The 17,361-nt window shown below is 49.3% G+C and carries 14 protein-coding genes; 7 read left to right on the top strand and 7 right to left on the bottom strand.

Annotated features, from left to right (window positions below):
- Nucleotides 1-24: 24 nt before the first annotated feature.
- Both B2Q61_RS08695 and B2Q61_RS08690 read right to left on the bottom strand, forming a co-directional pair.
- Complete coding sequence (locus B2Q61_RS08695) at nt 25-792, bottom strand: alpha/beta fold hydrolase (RefSeq protein WP_290618657.1); 768 nt, start codon at nt 790-792, stop codon at nt 25-27.
- Entirely contained in the window at nt 780-1,790 is a 1,011-nt protein-coding gene (locus B2Q61_RS08690) for a M14 family zinc carboxypeptidase (RefSeq protein ID WP_290618659.1), read from the bottom strand. Before B2Q61_RS08690 ends, B2Q61_RS08695 begins: the two co-directional genes overlap by 13 nt.
- Nucleotides 1,791-1,959: 169 nt before the next feature.
- On the opposite strand from B2Q61_RS08690, the gene B2Q61_RS08685 reads away from it, so the two are divergent.
- Nucleotides 1,960-2,670 carry a tRNA-uridine aminocarboxypropyltransferase gene (locus B2Q61_RS08685; protein WP_290618661.1) on the top strand — a complete coding sequence of 237 codons (711 nt, stop codon included), beginning with the start codon at nt 1,960-1,962 and terminating at the stop codon, nt 2,668-2,670.
- Between the two features lie 24 nt (nt 2,671-2,694).
- Nucleotides 2,695-2,922 carry an RNA-binding S4 domain-containing protein gene (locus B2Q61_RS08680; protein WP_290618663.1) on the top strand — a complete coding sequence of 76 codons (228 nt, stop codon included), beginning with the start codon at nt 2,695-2,697 and terminating at the stop codon, nt 2,920-2,922.
- 49 nt (nt 2,923-2,971) lie between these two features.
- Here the strand turns inward: B2Q61_RS08680 and B2Q61_RS08675 are convergent, their stop codons facing one another.
- Nucleotides 2,972-3,940, bottom strand: a complete 969-nt coding sequence (locus tag B2Q61_RS08675) for a sensor domain-containing diguanylate cyclase (RefSeq protein ID WP_290618665.1) — start codon at nt 3,938-3,940, stop codon at nt 2,972-2,974.
- 243 nt (nt 3,941-4,183) lie between these two features.
- Here B2Q61_RS08675 and B2Q61_RS08670 point away from each other — a divergent pair, with 243 nt between their 5' ends.
- A complete protein-coding gene (locus B2Q61_RS08670; RefSeq protein WP_290618667.1) occupies nt 4,184-5,530 on the top strand; it encodes a hypothetical protein in 1,347 nt (448 codons plus the stop codon).
- 233 nt (nt 5,531-5,763) lie between these two features.
- On the opposite strand, the gene B2Q61_RS08665 is transcribed toward B2Q61_RS08670, so the two are convergent.
- The 3 genes from B2Q61_RS08665 to B2Q61_RS08655 all read right to left on the bottom strand — a co-directional run bounded on the left by B2Q61_RS08665 (nt 5,764) and on the right by B2Q61_RS08655 (nt 11,241).
- Nucleotides 5,764-6,138, bottom strand: coding sequence for a DP-EP family protein (locus B2Q61_RS08665; RefSeq protein WP_290618669.1), 375 nt, complete (start codon nt 6,136-6,138; stop codon nt 5,764-5,766).
- Between the two features lie 36 nt (nt 6,139-6,174).
- Nucleotides 6,175-9,426, bottom strand: a complete 3,252-nt coding sequence (locus B2Q61_RS08660) for a winged helix-turn-helix domain-containing protein (protein ID WP_290618671.1) — start codon at nt 9,424-9,426, stop codon at nt 6,175-6,177.
- A 228-nt stretch (nt 9,427-9,654) separates the two neighbouring features.
- The gene (locus B2Q61_RS08655) at nt 9,655-11,241 is read right to left on the bottom strand and encodes an isocitrate lyase (RefSeq protein ID WP_290618673.1); all 1,587 of its coding nucleotides are present in this window, start codon (nt 11,239-11,241) and stop codon (nt 9,655-9,657) included.
- 193 nt (nt 11,242-11,434) lie between these two features.
- Between B2Q61_RS08655 and B2Q61_RS08650 the strand changes: the two genes are divergently transcribed.
- Nucleotides 11,435-12,373, top strand: a complete 939-nt coding sequence (locus tag B2Q61_RS08650; protein ID WP_290618675.1) for a LysR family transcriptional regulator — start codon at nt 11,435-11,437, stop codon at nt 12,371-12,373.
- 304 nt (nt 12,374-12,677) lie between these two features.
- Here the strand turns inward: B2Q61_RS08650 and aceB are convergent, their stop codons facing one another.
- Nucleotides 12,678-14,282, bottom strand: coding sequence for a malate synthase A (aceB, locus tag B2Q61_RS08645; RefSeq protein ID WP_290618677.1), 1,605 nt, complete (start codon nt 14,280-14,282; stop codon nt 12,678-12,680).
- 196 nt (nt 14,283-14,478) lie between these two features.
- Here aceB and B2Q61_RS08640 point away from each other — a divergent pair, with 196 nt between their 5' ends.
- The 3 genes from B2Q61_RS08640 to B2Q61_RS08630 all read left to right on the top strand — a co-directional run bounded on the left by B2Q61_RS08640 (nt 14,479) and on the right by B2Q61_RS08630 (nt 17,303).
- On the top strand, nt 14,479-15,129 hold the full coding sequence (locus tag B2Q61_RS08640) for a DUF2726 domain-containing protein (protein ID WP_290618680.1): 651 nt from the start codon (nt 14,479-14,481) through the stop codon (nt 15,127-15,129).
- 170 nt (nt 15,130-15,299) lie between these two features.
- Complete coding sequence (locus B2Q61_RS08635; RefSeq protein ID WP_290618682.1) at nt 15,300-15,494, top strand: hypothetical protein; 195 nt, start codon at nt 15,300-15,302, stop codon at nt 15,492-15,494.
- A gap of 225 nt (nt 15,495-15,719) precedes the next feature.
- The gene (locus B2Q61_RS08630) at nt 15,720-17,303 is read left to right on the top strand and encodes a methyl-accepting chemotaxis protein (RefSeq protein ID WP_290618684.1); all 1,584 of its coding nucleotides are present in this window, start codon (nt 15,720-15,722) and stop codon (nt 17,301-17,303) included.
- Nucleotides 17,304-17,361: the final 58 nt, after the last annotated feature.

Genomic DNA, 17,361 nt, shown 5'->3' with positions numbered 1-17,361 from the left:
GTTCCGGCAAAAATAAGCGCTAGATTAACACAGCTGCTGAATAAATTGGCTTATTTGCCGGGCCAGCCAGTCGGGGTCATCCAGGGCAATATCATGACCCGCCCAGCTATGCTGCTGATGAGCGGCCTGAAGATAGTCTGCCAGCGCCACTGAGCATTGCGGGTTAACCAGCTTATCGGCCTGACTACTGATAATCAGCGCCGGACAGGTTGGCTTCGCCGTCAGGCTGAACCGACTGGCGGCCAGTAGCTGACGCAAGGCGTTGCCAGCTGACACCGGTCGTTGCTGTTGCCAGGCCTGCCACTGGCTGACAATCTGCAGGTTTTGATACGCCCGGGCGGTAGTCAGCGCTAAAATACGCTGTTCGCGCTTACTGGCTGATAGTAAAAACAAGCCGGCCAGCGCCGGGTAATTCTGCCAGCGTAAGCGCTGATAAAATGGCGCCAGCGGCCTGGCACTGCTGTTAATCAGGGTGATAGAAGCCACTTCTGCAGGGTATGCCAGCGCCCAGTCTGCTGCCAGCATGCCACCTAATGACAACGCTACCAGATGTACTCTACCGGTAAACGCAGAATGGTTCTGCAACTGGCTGCGAACAGACTGGCGCAGGGCGCTGATATCGGCGGGCGATCGTTGCTGATAAAGCTCACCGCTGCCGGCAAAGTCAAAACCCAGTACCGGGTTTGCCAGTTTTTCTGCCAGCATTGCTCTGAACCGGCCCCAATGGCGCTGCTCGCGGGTTAAACCTCGCAGCAGTAATAACGGGGTGTTATCGTTGGTTACGGATACCATAGTCTCAGCGCTGTATTTTCCAGTTGCTGTCGATGGGTTAACGGTAACCAGTTCTGATAAGACAAGGAAGCATTAATCAGAAAATTAATCAGGATCAGATGACTGCGCAGCACCCGTTTTACCCGGTGCGGTTTTACCGGATGAAACATGCCAAGGCTGGATAACAACTGAAACGGATTTTTCCGCACCCAGTTCCACGAGCCCATTTCAAGGGTCAGTGGCAGCATGGTAGTGTGCTGCGCCAACGCCTGATCGTACAAATAATCCCATAAATCGCCATGACACAAATAATGCTGCGACTGTGGTTCAAAAATATAATTCTGATGCGGATAAGTCTGAAAAAACAGCTGCCGCAGGCGATACATTTCAGCCAGATGCGAAATAGGCTGGCGGGCGCTTTTTGCGTAAGGAAACCAGATCCGGTCTGTACGACCAAAGCCGGAATGACAATCCAATACCAGCGAGAACGGCCGGCCAAATAACTCGCGGCAGATATAACTGACCAGGGCCTGGCTTTCTGTTTCCATTTTATCCGCCCGGCCGCGGTGCCAGGGTATGGCCCGGCTGAAGCGCTGGCCGCCGACCAGCCACGCAGCCCTTTCCTGACACTCTACCGGCGCATTACGCATTAAATCAACACAATTGCCGTTCGCCCGCCAGCCATTTGCCATGCCGGCCGGATTGAGCAGCGGCACAAAATAGATGCAGCAATGTTCCAGCGTATGCTGTAAACATTTATCCCAGGGCAGTCGCTGCAGCAGGGTTTGCAGATACGCCAGCACTACCTGGGTACCTATCCGCTCCAGGCCATGGACCCCACCCACCAGCACTACTGCTGGCAACCTTGGATCGGGGTTACCCAACGCTAGCGCATACACCGGCAATTGCTCGGTCATATGAGGTACTGTGGTCAGTATTTCTGAGCGAAGCGCCTGTGGCGCGCTGGCAATTAATTGCTGCAGTTGCTCAAGCTCCGGCAGCATATCCTGCAGTTGCAACTAAACCTCTTATACACAACAGTAATAGTGATAACACAGCATATCTGATGTCTGGCGGCTGAACATGGCAGTTTTATGAAGATTAAAAAATCTGCCTCTGAAATCAGCGCGCAGCTACTGCTAAAAGCCGCTATAATAGCGGCCTTTGTATGGCTGACTGAATTTGACAATGTCGCAACCCCTGACGCCTTCTCGCAATGCAGTGCTGGAACTACGAACTGAGCAACTGGCAAAATCGCAAAGGGTATTTAATGCCAGAGGCAGCAAGGTGATACGTTGCGGGCTTTGCTTATTACCCGTTAGTCAGTGTATCTGCGCGGCTAAGCCTGAAGCAGCAGGTAATTGTGCATTCTGTTTTATTATGTATACCGGCGAATGTTATAAGCCCAGCAATACCGGCAGACTGATATGCGATGTGATTGCCGACAACCATGCCTTTGTCTGGGATCGGACCCGGCCCGATCCGGCGTTGCTGACGCTGCTTAATGATCAGCGCTATGCACCGGTGCTGGTATTTCCGCAGCAATACGCTGCGCCAGAGCGCTGTCTGCAAAACAGCGACCAACTGCGCCATGCGACGCTGGGCAAAATTCCATTATTTGTGATGCTGGATGGCACCTGGCGCGAAGCAAAAAAAATGTTTAAAAGTCCTTATCTGGCAAAATTGCCGGTGCTGGGCATTCAGCCGGAACAGGCGTCACGTTATGCCCTGCGCGAAGCAGCGCATTTGCATCAGCTTTGCACTGCTGAAGTGGCGATAGAGGTACTGATAATGGCTGACGAAGTGAATGCCGCCAACCGGCTGGCTGAGTATTTCAGCCAGTTTCGTCGTGCCTACCTGGTTGGCAAACCACATTTAAATTTAACCGAACCCGTTTAAAATAATGATTATAAGGCTACCAATATGAGCAATAACACCCGTGACGTTATCCTGAGCAAGCAACCGGTAGAACTCTATAAAGTGTTAAAATTTGAAGGTTTATGCAGCAGTGGCGGCGAAGCCAAAGCCGCAGTTGATGCTGGCCTGGTAAAAGTAAATGGGTTGGTAGAAACCCAGAAACGGAAACAGGTTAATGCCGGTGACACCCTGAGCTTTGGCACTGAAACCCTGATCCTGAAATCAGGGAGTTGAGCCAGCAGCTGCACTAACGCCGTTATCGTTATCGCCGCGCTCAGGCTTATCAGTTACTGGTATTAATACAATCGCGGCCGGCTGATTTCGCCCGATATAACGCCGTATCAGCCGCGCACAGCAGCGCCATACTGGTGCGGTACTGGCCACTGAATTCTGTCGCGACGCCCTGGCTTACCGACACACAAGTTGATGCGGGTAAACCCGCATCGCGAAACTGCAGCTGCCGCACCGCTTTTTGCACTTGCCCCGCCACTTTAATCGCGCTGTTCTCATTATGATTCGGCAGGATCAGTGCAAACTCTTCCCCGCCATAACGTGCCGCCAGTTTAGCGTCTTGTGGCATGGCCTGCACTATGGCTGAGGCCACTTTGCGCAAGCAGGCATCGCCCTGAATATGGCCATACTGGTCATTAAATTGTTTAAAAAAGTCGATATCGATAATCACGACACTTAACGGCAATCTTGCTTCAGTGCATTGCTGCCACTGCTTATGAAGTTGCTCGTCAAAACCACGACGATTGGCCAGGCCGGTTAACGCATCGGTAGTAGCTTGCAACCGCAGCTGCTCACACTCTGCTTTATAACGGCTTAAGTCGCGCATCACCAGTACCAGCCTTGCTTGAGGTTCAGGCAAAAAAGACACCGACAGCTCAATGTCCTTTATCACTCCATCGGCACAGCGCAAAGCCATTTCAGTGGGGCCCGCCTGCAAGGATAATATGCGTTTTGCTACCATCTTTACTAAGCCATCGTACTGCTGCTGACAACGGCTGACTAAAAACTGCGGCCACTGCTGGCCAATCAGTGGCTGAGCAATGCAATTTAATAACAACGCGGCTTTGGCATTGGCGCACTCAATAATGCCATCAGGGCTGACAATCAGCACCGCTTCAGCCAGATACTGTATAAAACTGCCGACATCCAGGCCACTGGCCACGCCATTTTCATCTCCCCACAAGCTGTCATCGTTCAGGGCCAAAGGTTGCAGCTGGTTTTTGTTGTATGCAGTTTTCATCAGCGTATCTCACTAAGTTGGCTTAACTGCTGCCAACTTTAGCGTTTTCTATGCATGCAAACCTTCTGACAACCTTCTGAATTAAACCTTTGTTTTATAAAGTTAAAAAATAAAGCGTCTGAGTTATATCAACCTATCTGCCCCCACGTTCTAGATAAAAATAACCATAAATTATTTTTTATAAGCCATATTGTCCGTTAATTTCATTTTGCGTATATTCGTGTTTTTTCTAAGGACAAAATTATGACAACAATACGGATATTAGCTTTACCACTGCTGTTAATAAGTAGTGCCATGTTAACCGCCTGCGGCGGTTCGGATAGCGATACTGCTGACAACACCGGCGGCACAGGAAATGGCGATACAGTAACGCTCAGCGCATCAGTGGTTCAGCCCACGGTGTGCAATACCACGGTTGCGGCGTCAACCGCTGAACTGGTGGTTTACGATAATAACTGGGCGATAAAAAGCCGGCACAAAGCTGATAGTAATGGCAATATAAGCGCCAGGATCCCTAAAACAGAATTGGTAAACCTTAGCTTTATTGGTACTAGCGGCTCGGGAGCCTCACGCCGTATTAGCATTGATACCTTCACCCAGCATCCGGTTGGTGATATCGGGGTTTACACTATTCCGGGCGTTTCAAATCAAGGATGTGAATGTCAGACAACCACTGTTGCGATTATCTCTGATGTCAACACCCTAACTTACGGTGCGCAACTTTCAGGTCATAACGTCTACACCGCAGCATACTATAGCGGAGTGAGCTCCAATGTTGTCCTGTTCAATAATGTCGAAATATGTCGCTCAACAGGCGGGCAATGGCCTGTTCTCTATGCCAATACCCACCGGGATGAACAGTTTGAAGCAGCGGGATATTTATCAGAATACAACCCGGCAGACCCGCTGACATTAGTGCTGGACCAGACGCCTATCTCATACTCGGCAAACTTTGATCCCTCCAGTACCTTCTCCAGCGTCGTCCATAACTTTGCTAATGCCCATATTTCACACAGTCGGGTATCCCCTTCTGCCAATATTCAGCTTTTTGATGATTTACCGGGACTAGCTGCGATTAGTCTCAGAGCCAATGATAGTTATACTGATTACTATGATGACGTTAGAGTCCGCGTTGGCAGGATGCAACGTCACAGTGTTGCCCCGCCCTACAGCACTACCTTAAATGTTGATTTACCGCAGGCAGATGGCCCCCTTCAACTTATGCAGGGAGTGATGAACTGGCTAAACTCAGCTTCAACCAGTTATGATTTGAGCGCTGTCAGTGACTTTGAAACATTTTCAATTGGTCTGCTGACAACTCTGGTTGACGGTAGCATTTATACGCAAACCTTTTATGGCCCTAAGCGCGGTACTATACCCGACAATCCTTTACCTGATGATTATGGGGTCGAAGCTTTATTAGACGAAGAAAACATATCGATTTTTGCCAGTATGTATCGCTATGGTGAGCAACAGACTTACCAGCAATACCTGCAAAGTAAAACTGCTGCCAGCAAAATGCCGTCAAACGAACGACTTTTAGGTAACCGCAGTCAGTTTAATTCAATATTTATTGATATTAACCAGTAGCTGGCAAAAGGATCGGTACCAGATAAGGCGCCGATCCGCTGTTACTACTTTGAAGCAACGACTTTAAACAAATTGGCGTAACGGCTGCCAACGTTAGCCTTTACTACGCCCAGAAACCTGCTGGCAACCATCTGATTTACGTTATTGTAATTAATGAACTTGCCCAAAAGGAGAATTACTAAATACAAAAAGTTCGTCAGCGGGCTTTTGTATTTATCTGCTAATCTCAGCTGTTATTGTGGTGGTACATTTTTAACTTCAGGATCCGGGCTTAAGATCATCAGGCTGTTTGTCGTGTTTGTCAGAACAAACTGAAATTTACTGCTGCCGGCTGTTTGGTCAGTATCAACCATTTGCAGTTGCATGCCATCAGCTGACAGGGTAACACTGTCGATCACACCATCAAAAAGTGTGGTAAAACCGGCACCGGCAAATTTCAGGCCTTTGCCGGTATTATCGACCAGCTGATAAGTTATGGTTTCAGCCTGTGTCACGGTCACATCGCCATCAATTGGCTGACCGCCATTGTCTAAATAGCTGAATTGGGGTTCGCCGTTTACCAGGTTCACCATAACCTGAATTAATTCTGCAGCCTGAGGATTGACCATCTGTTTTTCCTTATTTTAGTGATTTATAGTTAAGCGTTAAAAGTTAAAATTTAGTGCACCATGTTGCTTTAATAGCATTACAACGTCGGACTGATTATTCAATGTCCCCTGACAGTCAAGCGCTTTAACATAGGGAATGGTAAATTCAGGCTCTTTGTTTTTTTTGACGATATCGGCAAGATCGACCAGCGCATTTTGGCAATACGTTTGCGCTTGTTGCCAATCGGTTTTGGCCAGCGCTTTTGCCAACAGCAGATAGCTATTTGATCTGGCGACAATAAAACGAAGATTACTGCTATTTTGTCCGATCAGCTCCTGATACGCGGCAAGCGCTTGCTGGCCAAAACGGATACTTGTTTGAACATCTCCTTTGGCAAGCAGCTGTTCTGCAGCAGTCAGCCATTGCCTGGCCAGCATCAGTCTGTCTGTCAATGCAGACAAATCTGAGCCATCCTGTTGTAACAACTCAGCCAATTTTGCCGGACTTTGTTTAATATGTTGCACAGAGTTATCCGGCGAAAATTTCAGTGACTGATAAAAAGCGTAGTATTTATTGTTTCGCCAGCGACTGCTGTCGGGGTCTTGCGTAAGTGCTCTGTTGATAATCACAGTAGACGCCTTAACATTACTCAGGGCATCCGAATACTGTCCCAGAAAGCCCAGTAAATTTGCAGACAATTGGTAACTACTGACTAATATCTCCAATAAGTAGAGCTCTGCATCATTGCCAGCATTCAACATGGCTTGCTGAATATCATTATGCACAGATACAGCAGCACTGATATCGCCCTGTGCCAGCGCCGCACTGGCCAGCCAGGAGCGGGTATTAGCAATATCTGCCACCAGTTTTTTATTGTCTGGCTGCTGTGCTTGCACTAACAATCTTAACCGCAAAGACTCCTCAAAATTCTGCTGCGCAATATCAAATTGTTGACGCTTCATAGCCAGCGACCCCAAGGAGTTAGTGGCATACGACAACTCCATAATGGCATCTAAATCTTCAGGGGCTAACTGATACATGCGCTCGCTATACTGGTAATAGCGCTGAAACTCCGGCTGGGTAGCCTGCCAGTTACTGGCGTCATACTGAATTTGCCCAAGCCAGAAGGCATTGGCACCCAGGGTTTTTAACAGCTCTAAATTATCCGGCTGCTGCGCCAGTACGGCCTCTAACTGCACCCGGGCGGCTTGTAATGCTGCTACTGCTTCGTCGGTTTTACCGCGCGAATAGGCCACCTCGCCCATCGCTTCCAGCGTTTGGCCATGCTGCAGCCTGGCGGCAATACTTAAACTGCTGTCATCACTGCTGTAGTCGGTAAAATACTCCAGCGCTTTATTGCTGATACCGTCAAGCAAGTCCATCCGGCCGATGCTGCGCAGCTTGTCGGCAAACTCCCCTACCATAAAACCCAGCAGGTTTTCGGCGGCCAGCCTTTTTTGCTGCGCCTGTTGTTCAGCATTAAAACTGCGCACACTCATCGTAACAGCGGTAACGGTAAGCAGGCACAGCACGGCCAGGGTGGCGCGCCGGCTCCAGCGCTTTAACCGCGCTTTGGCGCCTGATGCCTGAATAAACTCGGTTTCCTGTTTATCCAGCTGAAACAGCTGGTTTTGCTGCAGCAGCAGTGCTTCCTGCAGCGGCTTACCCTCGGCCAGTAAGTAAGCACTGTTTTGCTGTTCGCTGCGCCAGCGCTGACTTAAATGCAGCAGCCGGCTTTTTACACTTAAGCTGTCAAAGTGTTCGGCTATCCAGGCGGTGGCGCGCGGCCAGCGGCGTAACAATGCCTCATGAGCAATACTGAAACAGGGTTCGCCATGTTGCAGATGCGAGACAAACAACCGCTGCTCAATCATAGTATTAACCAGTGCCCGCTCAGCATCAGTCTCTAGCTGTTGCAGCCTGGCGCTGCGGCTGGTAATGCTTTGCTCGTCTTCGCGCAAGGTCACCAGTAGTGACAATACCCGCGGCAAGCTGTCTTGTTCGGCTTTACGCAAACGGTTAATTGCCTGCTCGGCATTTTTACCAATAGCGCCTTCAATGCCGCCTAAGGCGTTATACACCGACAACAGTAATTTATTATCCTCGCTGCGCTGCAAATACAACTGCTGCAGGGTATATTGCAGCATTGGCAGTGCATCAGGGTTACTGGCCGCTTCCTGCATCAGTATTTCATCCAGCCCCAGAGCATTAGCCGGATCAGTATCAAAGCTAAGCCCGGCAGCCAGCGCCGGTAAGCGGATCATTTGCAGTAAATCAGCGCGCCCGGGCGCCGCTAAATCAAAATGAGCGCCTTTGGCTTTACCCGCCATTAAACTGGGGTAAGCCACTAGATCGGGATAAAACTCATTGCGACAGGCGCTGATAATCAGCACAGCACCACTGCTGGCCAGCTGCTCCAGCAGCGCGACAAAATCGGTTCGTTGCTGCTCGCTAAATAGCGGTGACGATAACAATACTTCTAAGCGGTCGACAAACAGCGCAAAGCGGCGGGTATGCTGGCGGTTGTTTGCCAGTAAGGTTTTGCAATGCTGACAGACGGCGTCAGTTTGCTGCTGCAGTTTTTCAGCCAGGCTGGCGGCACTGTCACCGGCAAATACCGGGGTCTGCTCCGGGCCCAGCTCCCAGTCCAGCAAGGCACTGGCCAGACTGCTGAATAACTGATCCTGACTGACATCGGCTAAATCCAGGCTGCTGTACGACACTACCTCAACACCATTAAAGCCGCCGGCTTGCAGTAGGTTGGGCATGACCCCGGCATTAATCAGTGACGACTTACCGCTGCCACTTGGCCCAAGCAGCAGACAAAAATCGCGGCCAAATTTTATTTGCTGGGCTATACGGCTCAGTAAGGTATCGATTTGCGCGCCGCGGCCAAAAAACACGCTGGCAAAACGGGCGTCATAGGCCTGCAAGCCTGGAAAGGGCGAGCCCTGCTGCCAGCTTTGCTGACTGACACTCTGCTGTTGACCCAGCGGAAAACGCACCTCGGCCAGGGTGCGATAACCCCGCTTGCGGATAGTTTCAATAAATGTCGGATGAGTAGCATTATCGCCCAGCGCTTTACGCAGCTGGGTAATGGTTTTATGCAGCGGGTTATCACCGGTATCGGTATCCGGCCAGCATTGCCTGACAATATCGTCGCTGCTAAGCACCTCGCCCGGTTTGCTACACAGCAATACCAGCACATCCATGGCTTTGGGTTCCAGCTGCTGCACTTGCTTGCCTTTACGCAAGGTGTTGGCGGCGGCCTCTACCTGCCAGTCGCCGAAAAAAAATGTGTCACTCATGGTTATACTATTTTGCCAGTTATCATCCTGATTTTGCTGAACAACATAGCATGCCAGAACAAATTAGTTTAGCGCTGCTGAGCGAATGATCGCAGCAAGGTAGCAGACCGCCGCAAAACGACCAATAAAAAAGACAGCCTTGCGGCTAAGGCTGTTACAAAAAAGGCAGCCTTACGGCTGCCTGGGGTCAACTGACCACGTAGCGAAACAATTTAACCAGCCAGCCGCTTAAAACTGATTCATGGTGTTATCTTTACCACCGGCTTTTAACGCAGCTTCACCCGAGAAATACTCTTTATGATCATCACCGATATCAGAGCCTGACATATTCTGGTGTTTGACACAGGCAATACCCTCGCGGATCTCCTTACGCTGCACCCCGGCAACGTAGCCCAGCATACCGGCCTCCCCAAAGTACTCTTTGGCCAGATTGTCGGTCGACAACGCCGCAGTATGGTAGGTTGGCAGGGTAATTAAGTGGTGGAAAATACCGGCATCGCGCGCCGCGTCAGCCTGGAAGGTACGAATACGCTCATCCGCCTCCTGCGCCAGTTCAGTGCTGTCATACTCGGCGCTCATCAGCTGAGCACGCTGATAAGCAGTCACATCTTTGCCGGCTGCCTGCCAGGCATCAAATACCTGCTGACGGAAATTTAAGGTCCAGTTAAACGACGGGCTGTTGTTATAAACCAGCTTGGCATTAGGCACCACTTCACGAATACGGTTTACCATCTCAGCGATCTGGCCAACATGCGGCTTTTCGGTTTCAATCCACAGTAAATCGGCACCATTTTGCAGTGAGGTAATACAATCCAGCACTACCCGGTCAATACCGCTGCCCTGTTTAAACTGGAATAAACCACTGGCCAGTCGTTTTGGCTTTAACAGTTTGCCATTGGCTTTGACGACCACATCGCCATTAGCAATATCGTCAGCACCGCTAATCACATCACCATCCAGGAAGCTGTTATATAAGTCACCTAAATCGCCCGGCTCATTGGTAACGGCAATTTGCTTGGTTAAACCGGCACCCAGCGAGTCGGTACGGGCGACAATAATACCGTTATCGATACCTAACTCTAAAAAGGCGTAACGTACGGCGTTAATTTTTGCCAGAAAATCAGCGTGCGGCACGGTAACCTTGCCATCCTGGTGGCCGCATTGTTTTTCATCTGATACCTGGTTTTCAATCTGAATAGCGCAGGCACCGGCTTCAATCATTTTTTTAGCCAGTAAGTAGGTCGCCTCTGCGTTACCAAAACCAGCGTCAATGTCGGCAATAATCGGCACCACATGGGTTTCAAAGTTATCAATTTTTGCCTGAATATCGGCTTTTTTCGCTGCGTCGGTCGCGTCATCTAACTGGCGGAATAAGCCACCCAGCTCGCGGGCGTCGGCCTGGCGTAAAAAGGTGTACAGCTCTTCGATTAAGGCCGGTACTGAGGTTTTCTCATGCATCGACTGATCCGGCAATGGCCCGAACTCAGAGCGCAGCGCGGCAATCATCCAACCCGACAAATACAGGTACTTTTTCTTGGTGGTACCGAAATGTTTCTTGATGGCGATCAGTTTCTGCTGGCCAATAAAACCATGCCAGCAGCCTAATGACTGGGTGTACTGACTGGTATCACCGTCGTAAGCTTCCATGTCAGCGCGCATAATGTCGGCGGTGTACTGGGCGATGTCCAGCCCGGTTTTAAAGCGGTTTTGCAGTTTCATCCGTGCAGCATATTCCGGGCTGATCGCATTCCAGGCAGAACCGGCCTCTTTGCATACGTTGTCGAAGTGTTTGATATCATCTTGATAAGCTGTCATGGCCGTTTCCTCTTGCTAAAACTGTTGTGCGGGTTGTTGTTATTCACTATAGAGAACAAAACAACAATTCATCTAGCTGATTTTTATGATGCTCATCATTTTTTCAGTGAATACCAATTTGCGCTTGACGGCGACAGCTTGGCCAATGCTATGATTCAACTCAGTTATAAATAAAGCCCAAGGTATTTTGCAGATGAATATTAATAAGATGGATTTAAACCTGCTGGTTTATCTGGATGTGTTATTGCGCGAAAAGAACGTGACCCGGGCTGCCAATCAGTTAAATATTACCCAGCCGGCGATGAGCAACGGCTTAAAACGGCTGCGCGATTTATTAAATGATCCTATTCTGGTTCGCACTTCAGATGGCATGGTGCCAACCGAGCGCGCCCGCGAACTGGCACCGGTGGTGCGGGGGGTGCTGCTTACCTTAGAAGAAACGCTGCAACCAAATAAGGACTTTGAGCCACTGCACAGCCAACGGGTATTCCGGATTATGGCCAGCGATTACGCTGCTTCGACGCTGATACCGGCATTATTGAAGAAGATGCGCGTACAGGCACCGTTGACCAGCCTGGATATTATGACGCCGTCAGACGTCACCTTTCATGATGTCGAAAACGGCAAAGTGGATATGGCGATTAACCGCTTTGATCAACTGCCGCAGTCGTTTCACCAGAAAACCGTATGGCGCGACAGCTTTTCCTGCCTTATTAACGCCAGCGATCCTATAGTTAAGCGCTTTAATCTGGACAGTTATTTAAAAGCCCAACATATCTGGGTTAGTAAAACCGGTTTTGGTGTCGGCGTCGGTATGGATCCAAAAGATGTGCAAAAGCTTGGCTGGGTAGATGAGGCCTTAGCCAAGCTGGGCAAGCAGCGCAATATCTCGGTATTTACCCGAAACTACCATGTGGCGATGCACCTGGCGGTGGGTATCGATTTAATTGCCACCCTGCCCAGCCGCGCCGCCAAATTATATGAAAATGACCCAACCATGGCCATTATGGACCCGCCTTTTGCCATTCCGTCGATAGAGCTAAAAATGATCTGGAGCCCGCTATTACACCAGGACGCCAGCCATATCTGGTTCAGACGGCTGATTGTTGAAACGGCAGATGAGTTAAATTAGCTCATTTAGCCAATAGAGGATAGAACCTCTTTTGAAGGAGCCGGGGAGTGTCTGAGCCCCTGCCGCAAGGCAACGGGCGAGTTGCCCCGGCGAGTGAGGAAGAGCGTTGTATCCGGCATGTCGGGAGAACAACTGCAACACCCGCCTTGGCTCGCCACAGCAACTCGCTCGCGCTTACGCACTCACTCAGACACTCTGTGTCGACCAAAACGGGGTTCCAGCCGTTCTCTTTCAAGTATCGGTTTAACGAAAACAAAAAAGGCGCTGTCAGCAATGGCAGCGCCTTTGGTTGGGTTTACTCAGGTTAATCAAGCAGCTGGTAAGCTGGCAGTGTTAAAAACTCTACCAGTTCATCAGCTGTGGTAATGTCCAGCAGCAATTGCTTGGCCCGGTCAAAGTTTTGACTTTGCCAGGTCTCGCTTCCTACTTCCTGCAACACTACTTTTGCCTCTTCCTCTAAAAAGTCGGCAAACAGGGCCTTGGTAATTAACTTACCGTTGCTTAAACTTTTTCCATGCTTAATCCACTGCCAGATTGAGGTGCGTGAAATCTCTGCCGTGGCCGCATCTTCCATTAAGCCGTATATCGGCACACAACCTTTACCGCTGATCCAGGCGGCAATATATTGCAGCGCCACCCGGATGTTAGTGCGCATACCCTCTTCAGTGCGCTCACCCTCGCAAGGCGCTAACAACTGCTCGGCAGTGATCTCAGCATCCTGCTCGCGGCTGACATCCAGCTGATTAACCTTACCACCGGTTAAATATTTAGCAAATACGCCATTGGCGGTAGCTGCCAGGCCCGGATGTGCCACCCAGGTGCCGTCGTGGCCGTTACTGGCTTCCAGCTCTTTATCGGCGGTGACCCGCGCCAGAATTTTTTCGTTTTCGCTGGCATCTTTAGCCGGAATAAAAGCCGCCATACCACCCATTGCCAGCGCGCCGCGTTTATGGCAGGTTTTAATCAGTAACCGCGAGTAAGCGTTTAAAAACGGCTTGGTCATCGTAACCACCTGCCTGTCTGGCAGCACCCGGTCAGCGTGGTTATTTAATGTCTTGATATAGCTGAAAATATAATCCCAACGGCCGCAGTTCAGCGCCACAATATGATCTTTTAAGCTATACAGAATTTCATCCATTTCAAATACCGCAGGCAGCGTTTCAATCAGCACCGTGGCGCGAATAGTACCGGTTGCGACCTTAAATTTTTGCTCGGTAAAGCTGAACACATCATCCCACCACTTGGCTTCCGTGTAGCTTTGCAGTTTTGGCAGATAATAGTAGACACCAGAGCCATTTTTCAGCCGGGTTTGCCAGTTATGATAAAAATACAGGGCAAAATCGACCAGCGAGCCCGGCACCTGAGCACCGTCTACCAGTAAATGCTTTTCCCATAAATGCAGGCCGCGCACCCGGGCAATTAACAGCGCCGGATTATCTTTTAGCGCATAATGCTTACCGCTTTGTGGGTCGGTATAGCTGATGGACCCTAAGTTAGCATCGCGCAGGTTAATCTGGCCTTCTATTACCCCGGCCCAACTCGGTGCCTGCGAGTCTTCAAAATCGGCCATAAACACTTTTACATCGGCGTTTAAGGCATTAATAATCATTTTGCGCTCAACCGGGCCGGTTATTTCTACTCTTCTATCCTGTAAATCAGCCGGGATCGGCGCTATCTGCCAGTCAGAGCCGCGGATAGTCGCGGTTTGCGGCAGAAAATCAGGTAAGGCACCATTATCAAATTGTTGCTGGCGGCTTATTCTGTCGGCCAGTAATTCAGTTAAACGTGGCCGGAACTGCCGCACCAGCTCAGTGACAAAAGCACAGGCTTCTGCCGTTAAAATTTGGTCATAATCGCTGTTTAGCTGGCCCGTTATTGTTAAACCGGCCCGGTTAGATGTATCAGCCATATCCAGCCTCTGTATTGTCGTTACTGTTAGTAGCTTAACTATAAGCCCTTTCCAACTATAAATGCCATTAATGGCTAAAATGCTTAGCATCACTTAAAACAATAGTAATAAAGCTCAGCAATTGGCATTGATGGCACGACTTGTGCTTTAAATCTTTATTATTACTGGGTATGTCAATTTATCGTCGGAGGTGAACATGGAAATTATTATGTTGTTGCTGGTAGCACTGGTGGTGCTGGTAGCTATGGTAGCCAGTCGCTTTATTGATAACAGCAACCCTTTTCAGGTTCAGAAACGCAGCAGTCTGTTTAGCCCGGTTGAGCGCTCCTTTCAGAACTTACTGGAAAAAGCGGTTGAGGGTGAGTATAAAATTTTAAACCGGATTAAACTTGCCGATCTCATTGAGGTAAAAGGCAATGCCAATGAAAAAGCCCGGCGCAGTACTTTGGTAAAGCTTAACGCTAAATATCTGGATTTTGTGCTTTGCTCAACTGATGACCTGCGGGTAATCGCCGTGCTGGACTTAGTAAATAATAGCAACAAAGATGGCCATAAAGCCGCGCCGGATTGGTTTGTCAGCGGCGCATTAGAAGCTGCCGGCGTACCTTATTTACGCATTAAAATTAAAGCCGGTTACACCTCGACCGATTTACAACAGGCATTAGCCCAGCGCTTAGGTAAGCCAGCAGTAAAAGCCGAACCCATGTATAAAGGACTGGTAAAAAAAGGCCCGACCCGACCGGTGCGCTCTTACAAACCAGCACAACCTGCCGGCACCGCCCTAACCCCGGTGTTATCGCACTCCCAGATTAAAGCACAGCAAACCGGACTCATTCAGGCGTCGTAACGCCTGGCTGCAATACTTCAGTTTGCGCTACGTTGCAATGCCGCCCACAGTTTGGGCGGCATTTTTCTAAACTGAAAAGAATACCGAATAGAATATAAAGCGCCAAAAATACCTCAAGTTTGGCAAAGTACGGCCGATAACATGCTGACGTATTGTAAATAGGAGGTACTATGAGTCAATCCGTTGGTGCTCTGGCAACTGCACAGAGCTTTGAAGTACTGGGCGCTGTTATGGCGAAAAAACAGCAAAACCAGCAGGCACAGATGGCGAACATATTGCTGCAAAGTGCTATGCAAACCGTTGAGCAAACGTCTGCGGCGTCGCCGGTAGGTAATATAGGACAAAATATTAATATCAGCGTCTAGCTGGTTTTTATGCTGTTCTAATCAAAGGTCAGCTGGTGCTGGCCTTTATATTATCAGTGTCCCCAAACATCAATAATTTGCATTCACTCTATTTGCATTTAAGCTTTAAAGAGATTAACTCAGTTCAGAGGCAAGACTTTGCTGTCGCTGAAATAACAAAAATTGCCGCTAACATATTACATTTTATCCAGATACGTTAGCGGCTCTTTTACGCGAGGTTCCACTATGTCTGAAAAATCTTCTTTAATCCAAAACCTGAGTGTCCGTGCCAAACTTTTCACGGGTTTTGGCCTGGTCCTGCTCATTTTACTGATCAGTTCAGTGCTTAGTTATAACGCCTTGAGCAGTATGAACAGTCGCTTTCAGATAGTGACCAATGTCAGTGAAACCAACTTGTTAGTCAGTGAAGCGCGTCATCAGGATAAGAACTTTTTTATTCAACGAGACCCATCGTTCCTGCAGCGCGCAATCGAACTCAGTACTCAAGCCAAACAGCTTGGTGAAAAAAGTCTGAACTCATTTACTAATGCAGAAAGTGCCGCTTTAATGCGTGAAATGCTGTCAAATATTGAGAACTATCAGCAACAATTATCGCTGCTTGGCAGAGTCAATGAGCAAACCGATCAGGCGCAACTACAAGCTATAGAACAACAAATGGTTACTGCCGCCCTGGCAGCAGACGACGCCGGCACCCGGTCAGTTGCCAATCAGTTGCAAATTTTAGATCAGGAAACCAACCAGTTGGAGTGGATGATAATCATTGCCGCAATAGTTGCAATTATCATCGGTATAACGGCAGCGATAATTATTACTCAAATGGTGGTGGCGCCGCTGCAACATGTGGTCAGGGTGGCAGATAAAATTGCCTCAGGTGATATTACAGAAGATTTACCAACCGATCGTCAGGATGAACCTGGCCAGCTAATGCAGGCAATGCAAAAAATGAGTATTAGTTTGCGGGCGCTAATCAACAACCTGACTGCCGGCATTGCGCAACTGGCAACAGCCACAGAAGAAATGGCGGCGATATCTGAGCAAAATGCCAATGGCGTTAATCAGCAAAAACAAGAAACCGAGCAAGTTGCCACCGCCATGAATGAAATGGCGGCCACGGTGCAGGAAGTGGCCAGAAGCGCTGAAGATGCTTCTGCTGCGGCCACAGAATCCTCAGCTCAGGCTGATGTTGGTGAGCAGGTGGTGCAAAAAACCATTAAGCAAATTAAAACATTGGCCCACGAAGTAACCACATCTGCTAATTCGCTTGGCGAGCTTAAAGAACAAAGCAATAATATTGGTTCAGTGCTCGATGTTATTAAAAGCATCGCCGACCAGACTAATCTGCTGGCCCTTAACGCTGCTATCGAAGCTGCCCGCGCCGGTGAAGCCGGTCGTGGTTTCTCAGTGGTTGCCGAAGAAGTGAGAGCGTTGGCGTTTCGTACTCAGGAGTCTACCGGTCAGATTGAACAACTGATCAGCACCTTGCAACAGAAAGCTGAAGCAGCAGTGAACAATATGCATAAGAGCTCCGGCCTGGCTGATAGTACCCTGGAAAGTGCTGATGATGCAGGCGATGCGATTAAAGCCATTAACACGGCTGTAACCAGTATTCAGCAGATGAACCAGCAAATTGCCGCTGCAGCGCTGGAGCAAAGTACCGTGGCAGAAGAGATTAACCGCAGTATCTTTAGCATCCGCGATGTTGCTGAACAATCAGCCACCGCCAGTGAAGAAACGGCAGCAGCGAGCAATGATTTAAGCCGGCTGGGTACTGAGCTACAACAACTGGCCAGCCAGTTTAAAGTAGCCTGATTCAGGTTTTACCATGCTTACAGCGGCTCTTATAAAAAAGTTTGAGCCGCTGGGGCGC

Source organism: Arsukibacterium sp. UBA5043, assembly GCA_002415085.1.
In the GTDB taxonomy this organism is placed as follows: Bacteria; Pseudomonadota; Gammaproteobacteria; order Enterobacterales; family Alteromonadaceae; genus Alishewanella.
The sequence above is the reverse complement of the archived record's forward strand: the minus strand, read 5'-3'. Positions and strand labels throughout refer to the sequence as shown.

Bases quoted from the DNA above. Each gene is read 5' to 3' on its own strand.
- B2Q61_RS08695 (WP_290618657.1), bottom strand. From the start codon at position 792: ATGGTATCCGTAACCAACGATAACACCCCGTTATTACTGCTGCGAGGT.
- B2Q61_RS08685 (WP_290618661.1), top strand. From the start codon at position 1,960: ATGTCGCAACCCCTGACGCCTTCTCGCAATGCAGTGCTGGAACTACGA.
- B2Q61_RS08680 (WP_290618663.1), top strand. From the start codon at position 2,695: ATGAGCAATAACACCCGTGACGTTATCCTGAGCAAGCAACCGGTAGAA.
- B2Q61_RS08675 (WP_290618665.1), bottom strand. From the start codon at position 3,940: ATGAAAACTGCATACAACAAAAACCAGCTGCAACCTTTGGCCCTGAAC.
- B2Q61_RS08670 (WP_290618667.1), top strand. From the start codon at position 4,184: ATGACAACAATACGGATATTAGCTTTACCACTGCTGTTAATAAGTAGT.
- B2Q61_RS08665 (WP_290618669.1), bottom strand. From the start codon at position 6,138: ATGGTCAATCCTCAGGCTGCAGAATTAATTCAGGTTATGGTGAACCTG.
- B2Q61_RS08660 (WP_290618671.1), bottom strand. From the start codon at position 9,426: ATGAGTGACACATTTTTTTTCGGCGACTGGCAGGTAGAGGCCGCCGCC.
- B2Q61_RS08655 (WP_290618673.1), bottom strand. From the start codon at position 11,241: ATGACAGCTTATCAAGATGATATCAAACACTTCGACAACGTATGCAAA.
- B2Q61_RS08650 (WP_290618675.1), top strand. From the start codon at position 11,435: ATGAATATTAATAAGATGGATTTAAACCTGCTGGTTTATCTGGATGTG.
- aceB (WP_290618677.1), bottom strand. From the start codon at position 14,282: ATGGCTGATACATCTAACCGGGCCGGTTTAACAATAACGGGCCAGCTA.
- B2Q61_RS08640 (WP_290618680.1), top strand. From the start codon at position 14,479: ATGGAAATTATTATGTTGTTGCTGGTAGCACTGGTGGTGCTGGTAGCT.
- B2Q61_RS08635 (WP_290618682.1), top strand. From the start codon at position 15,300: ATGAGTCAATCCGTTGGTGCTCTGGCAACTGCACAGAGCTTTGAAGTA.
- B2Q61_RS08630 (WP_290618684.1), top strand. From the start codon at position 15,720: ATGTCTGAAAAATCTTCTTTAATCCAAAACCTGAGTGTCCGTGCCAAA.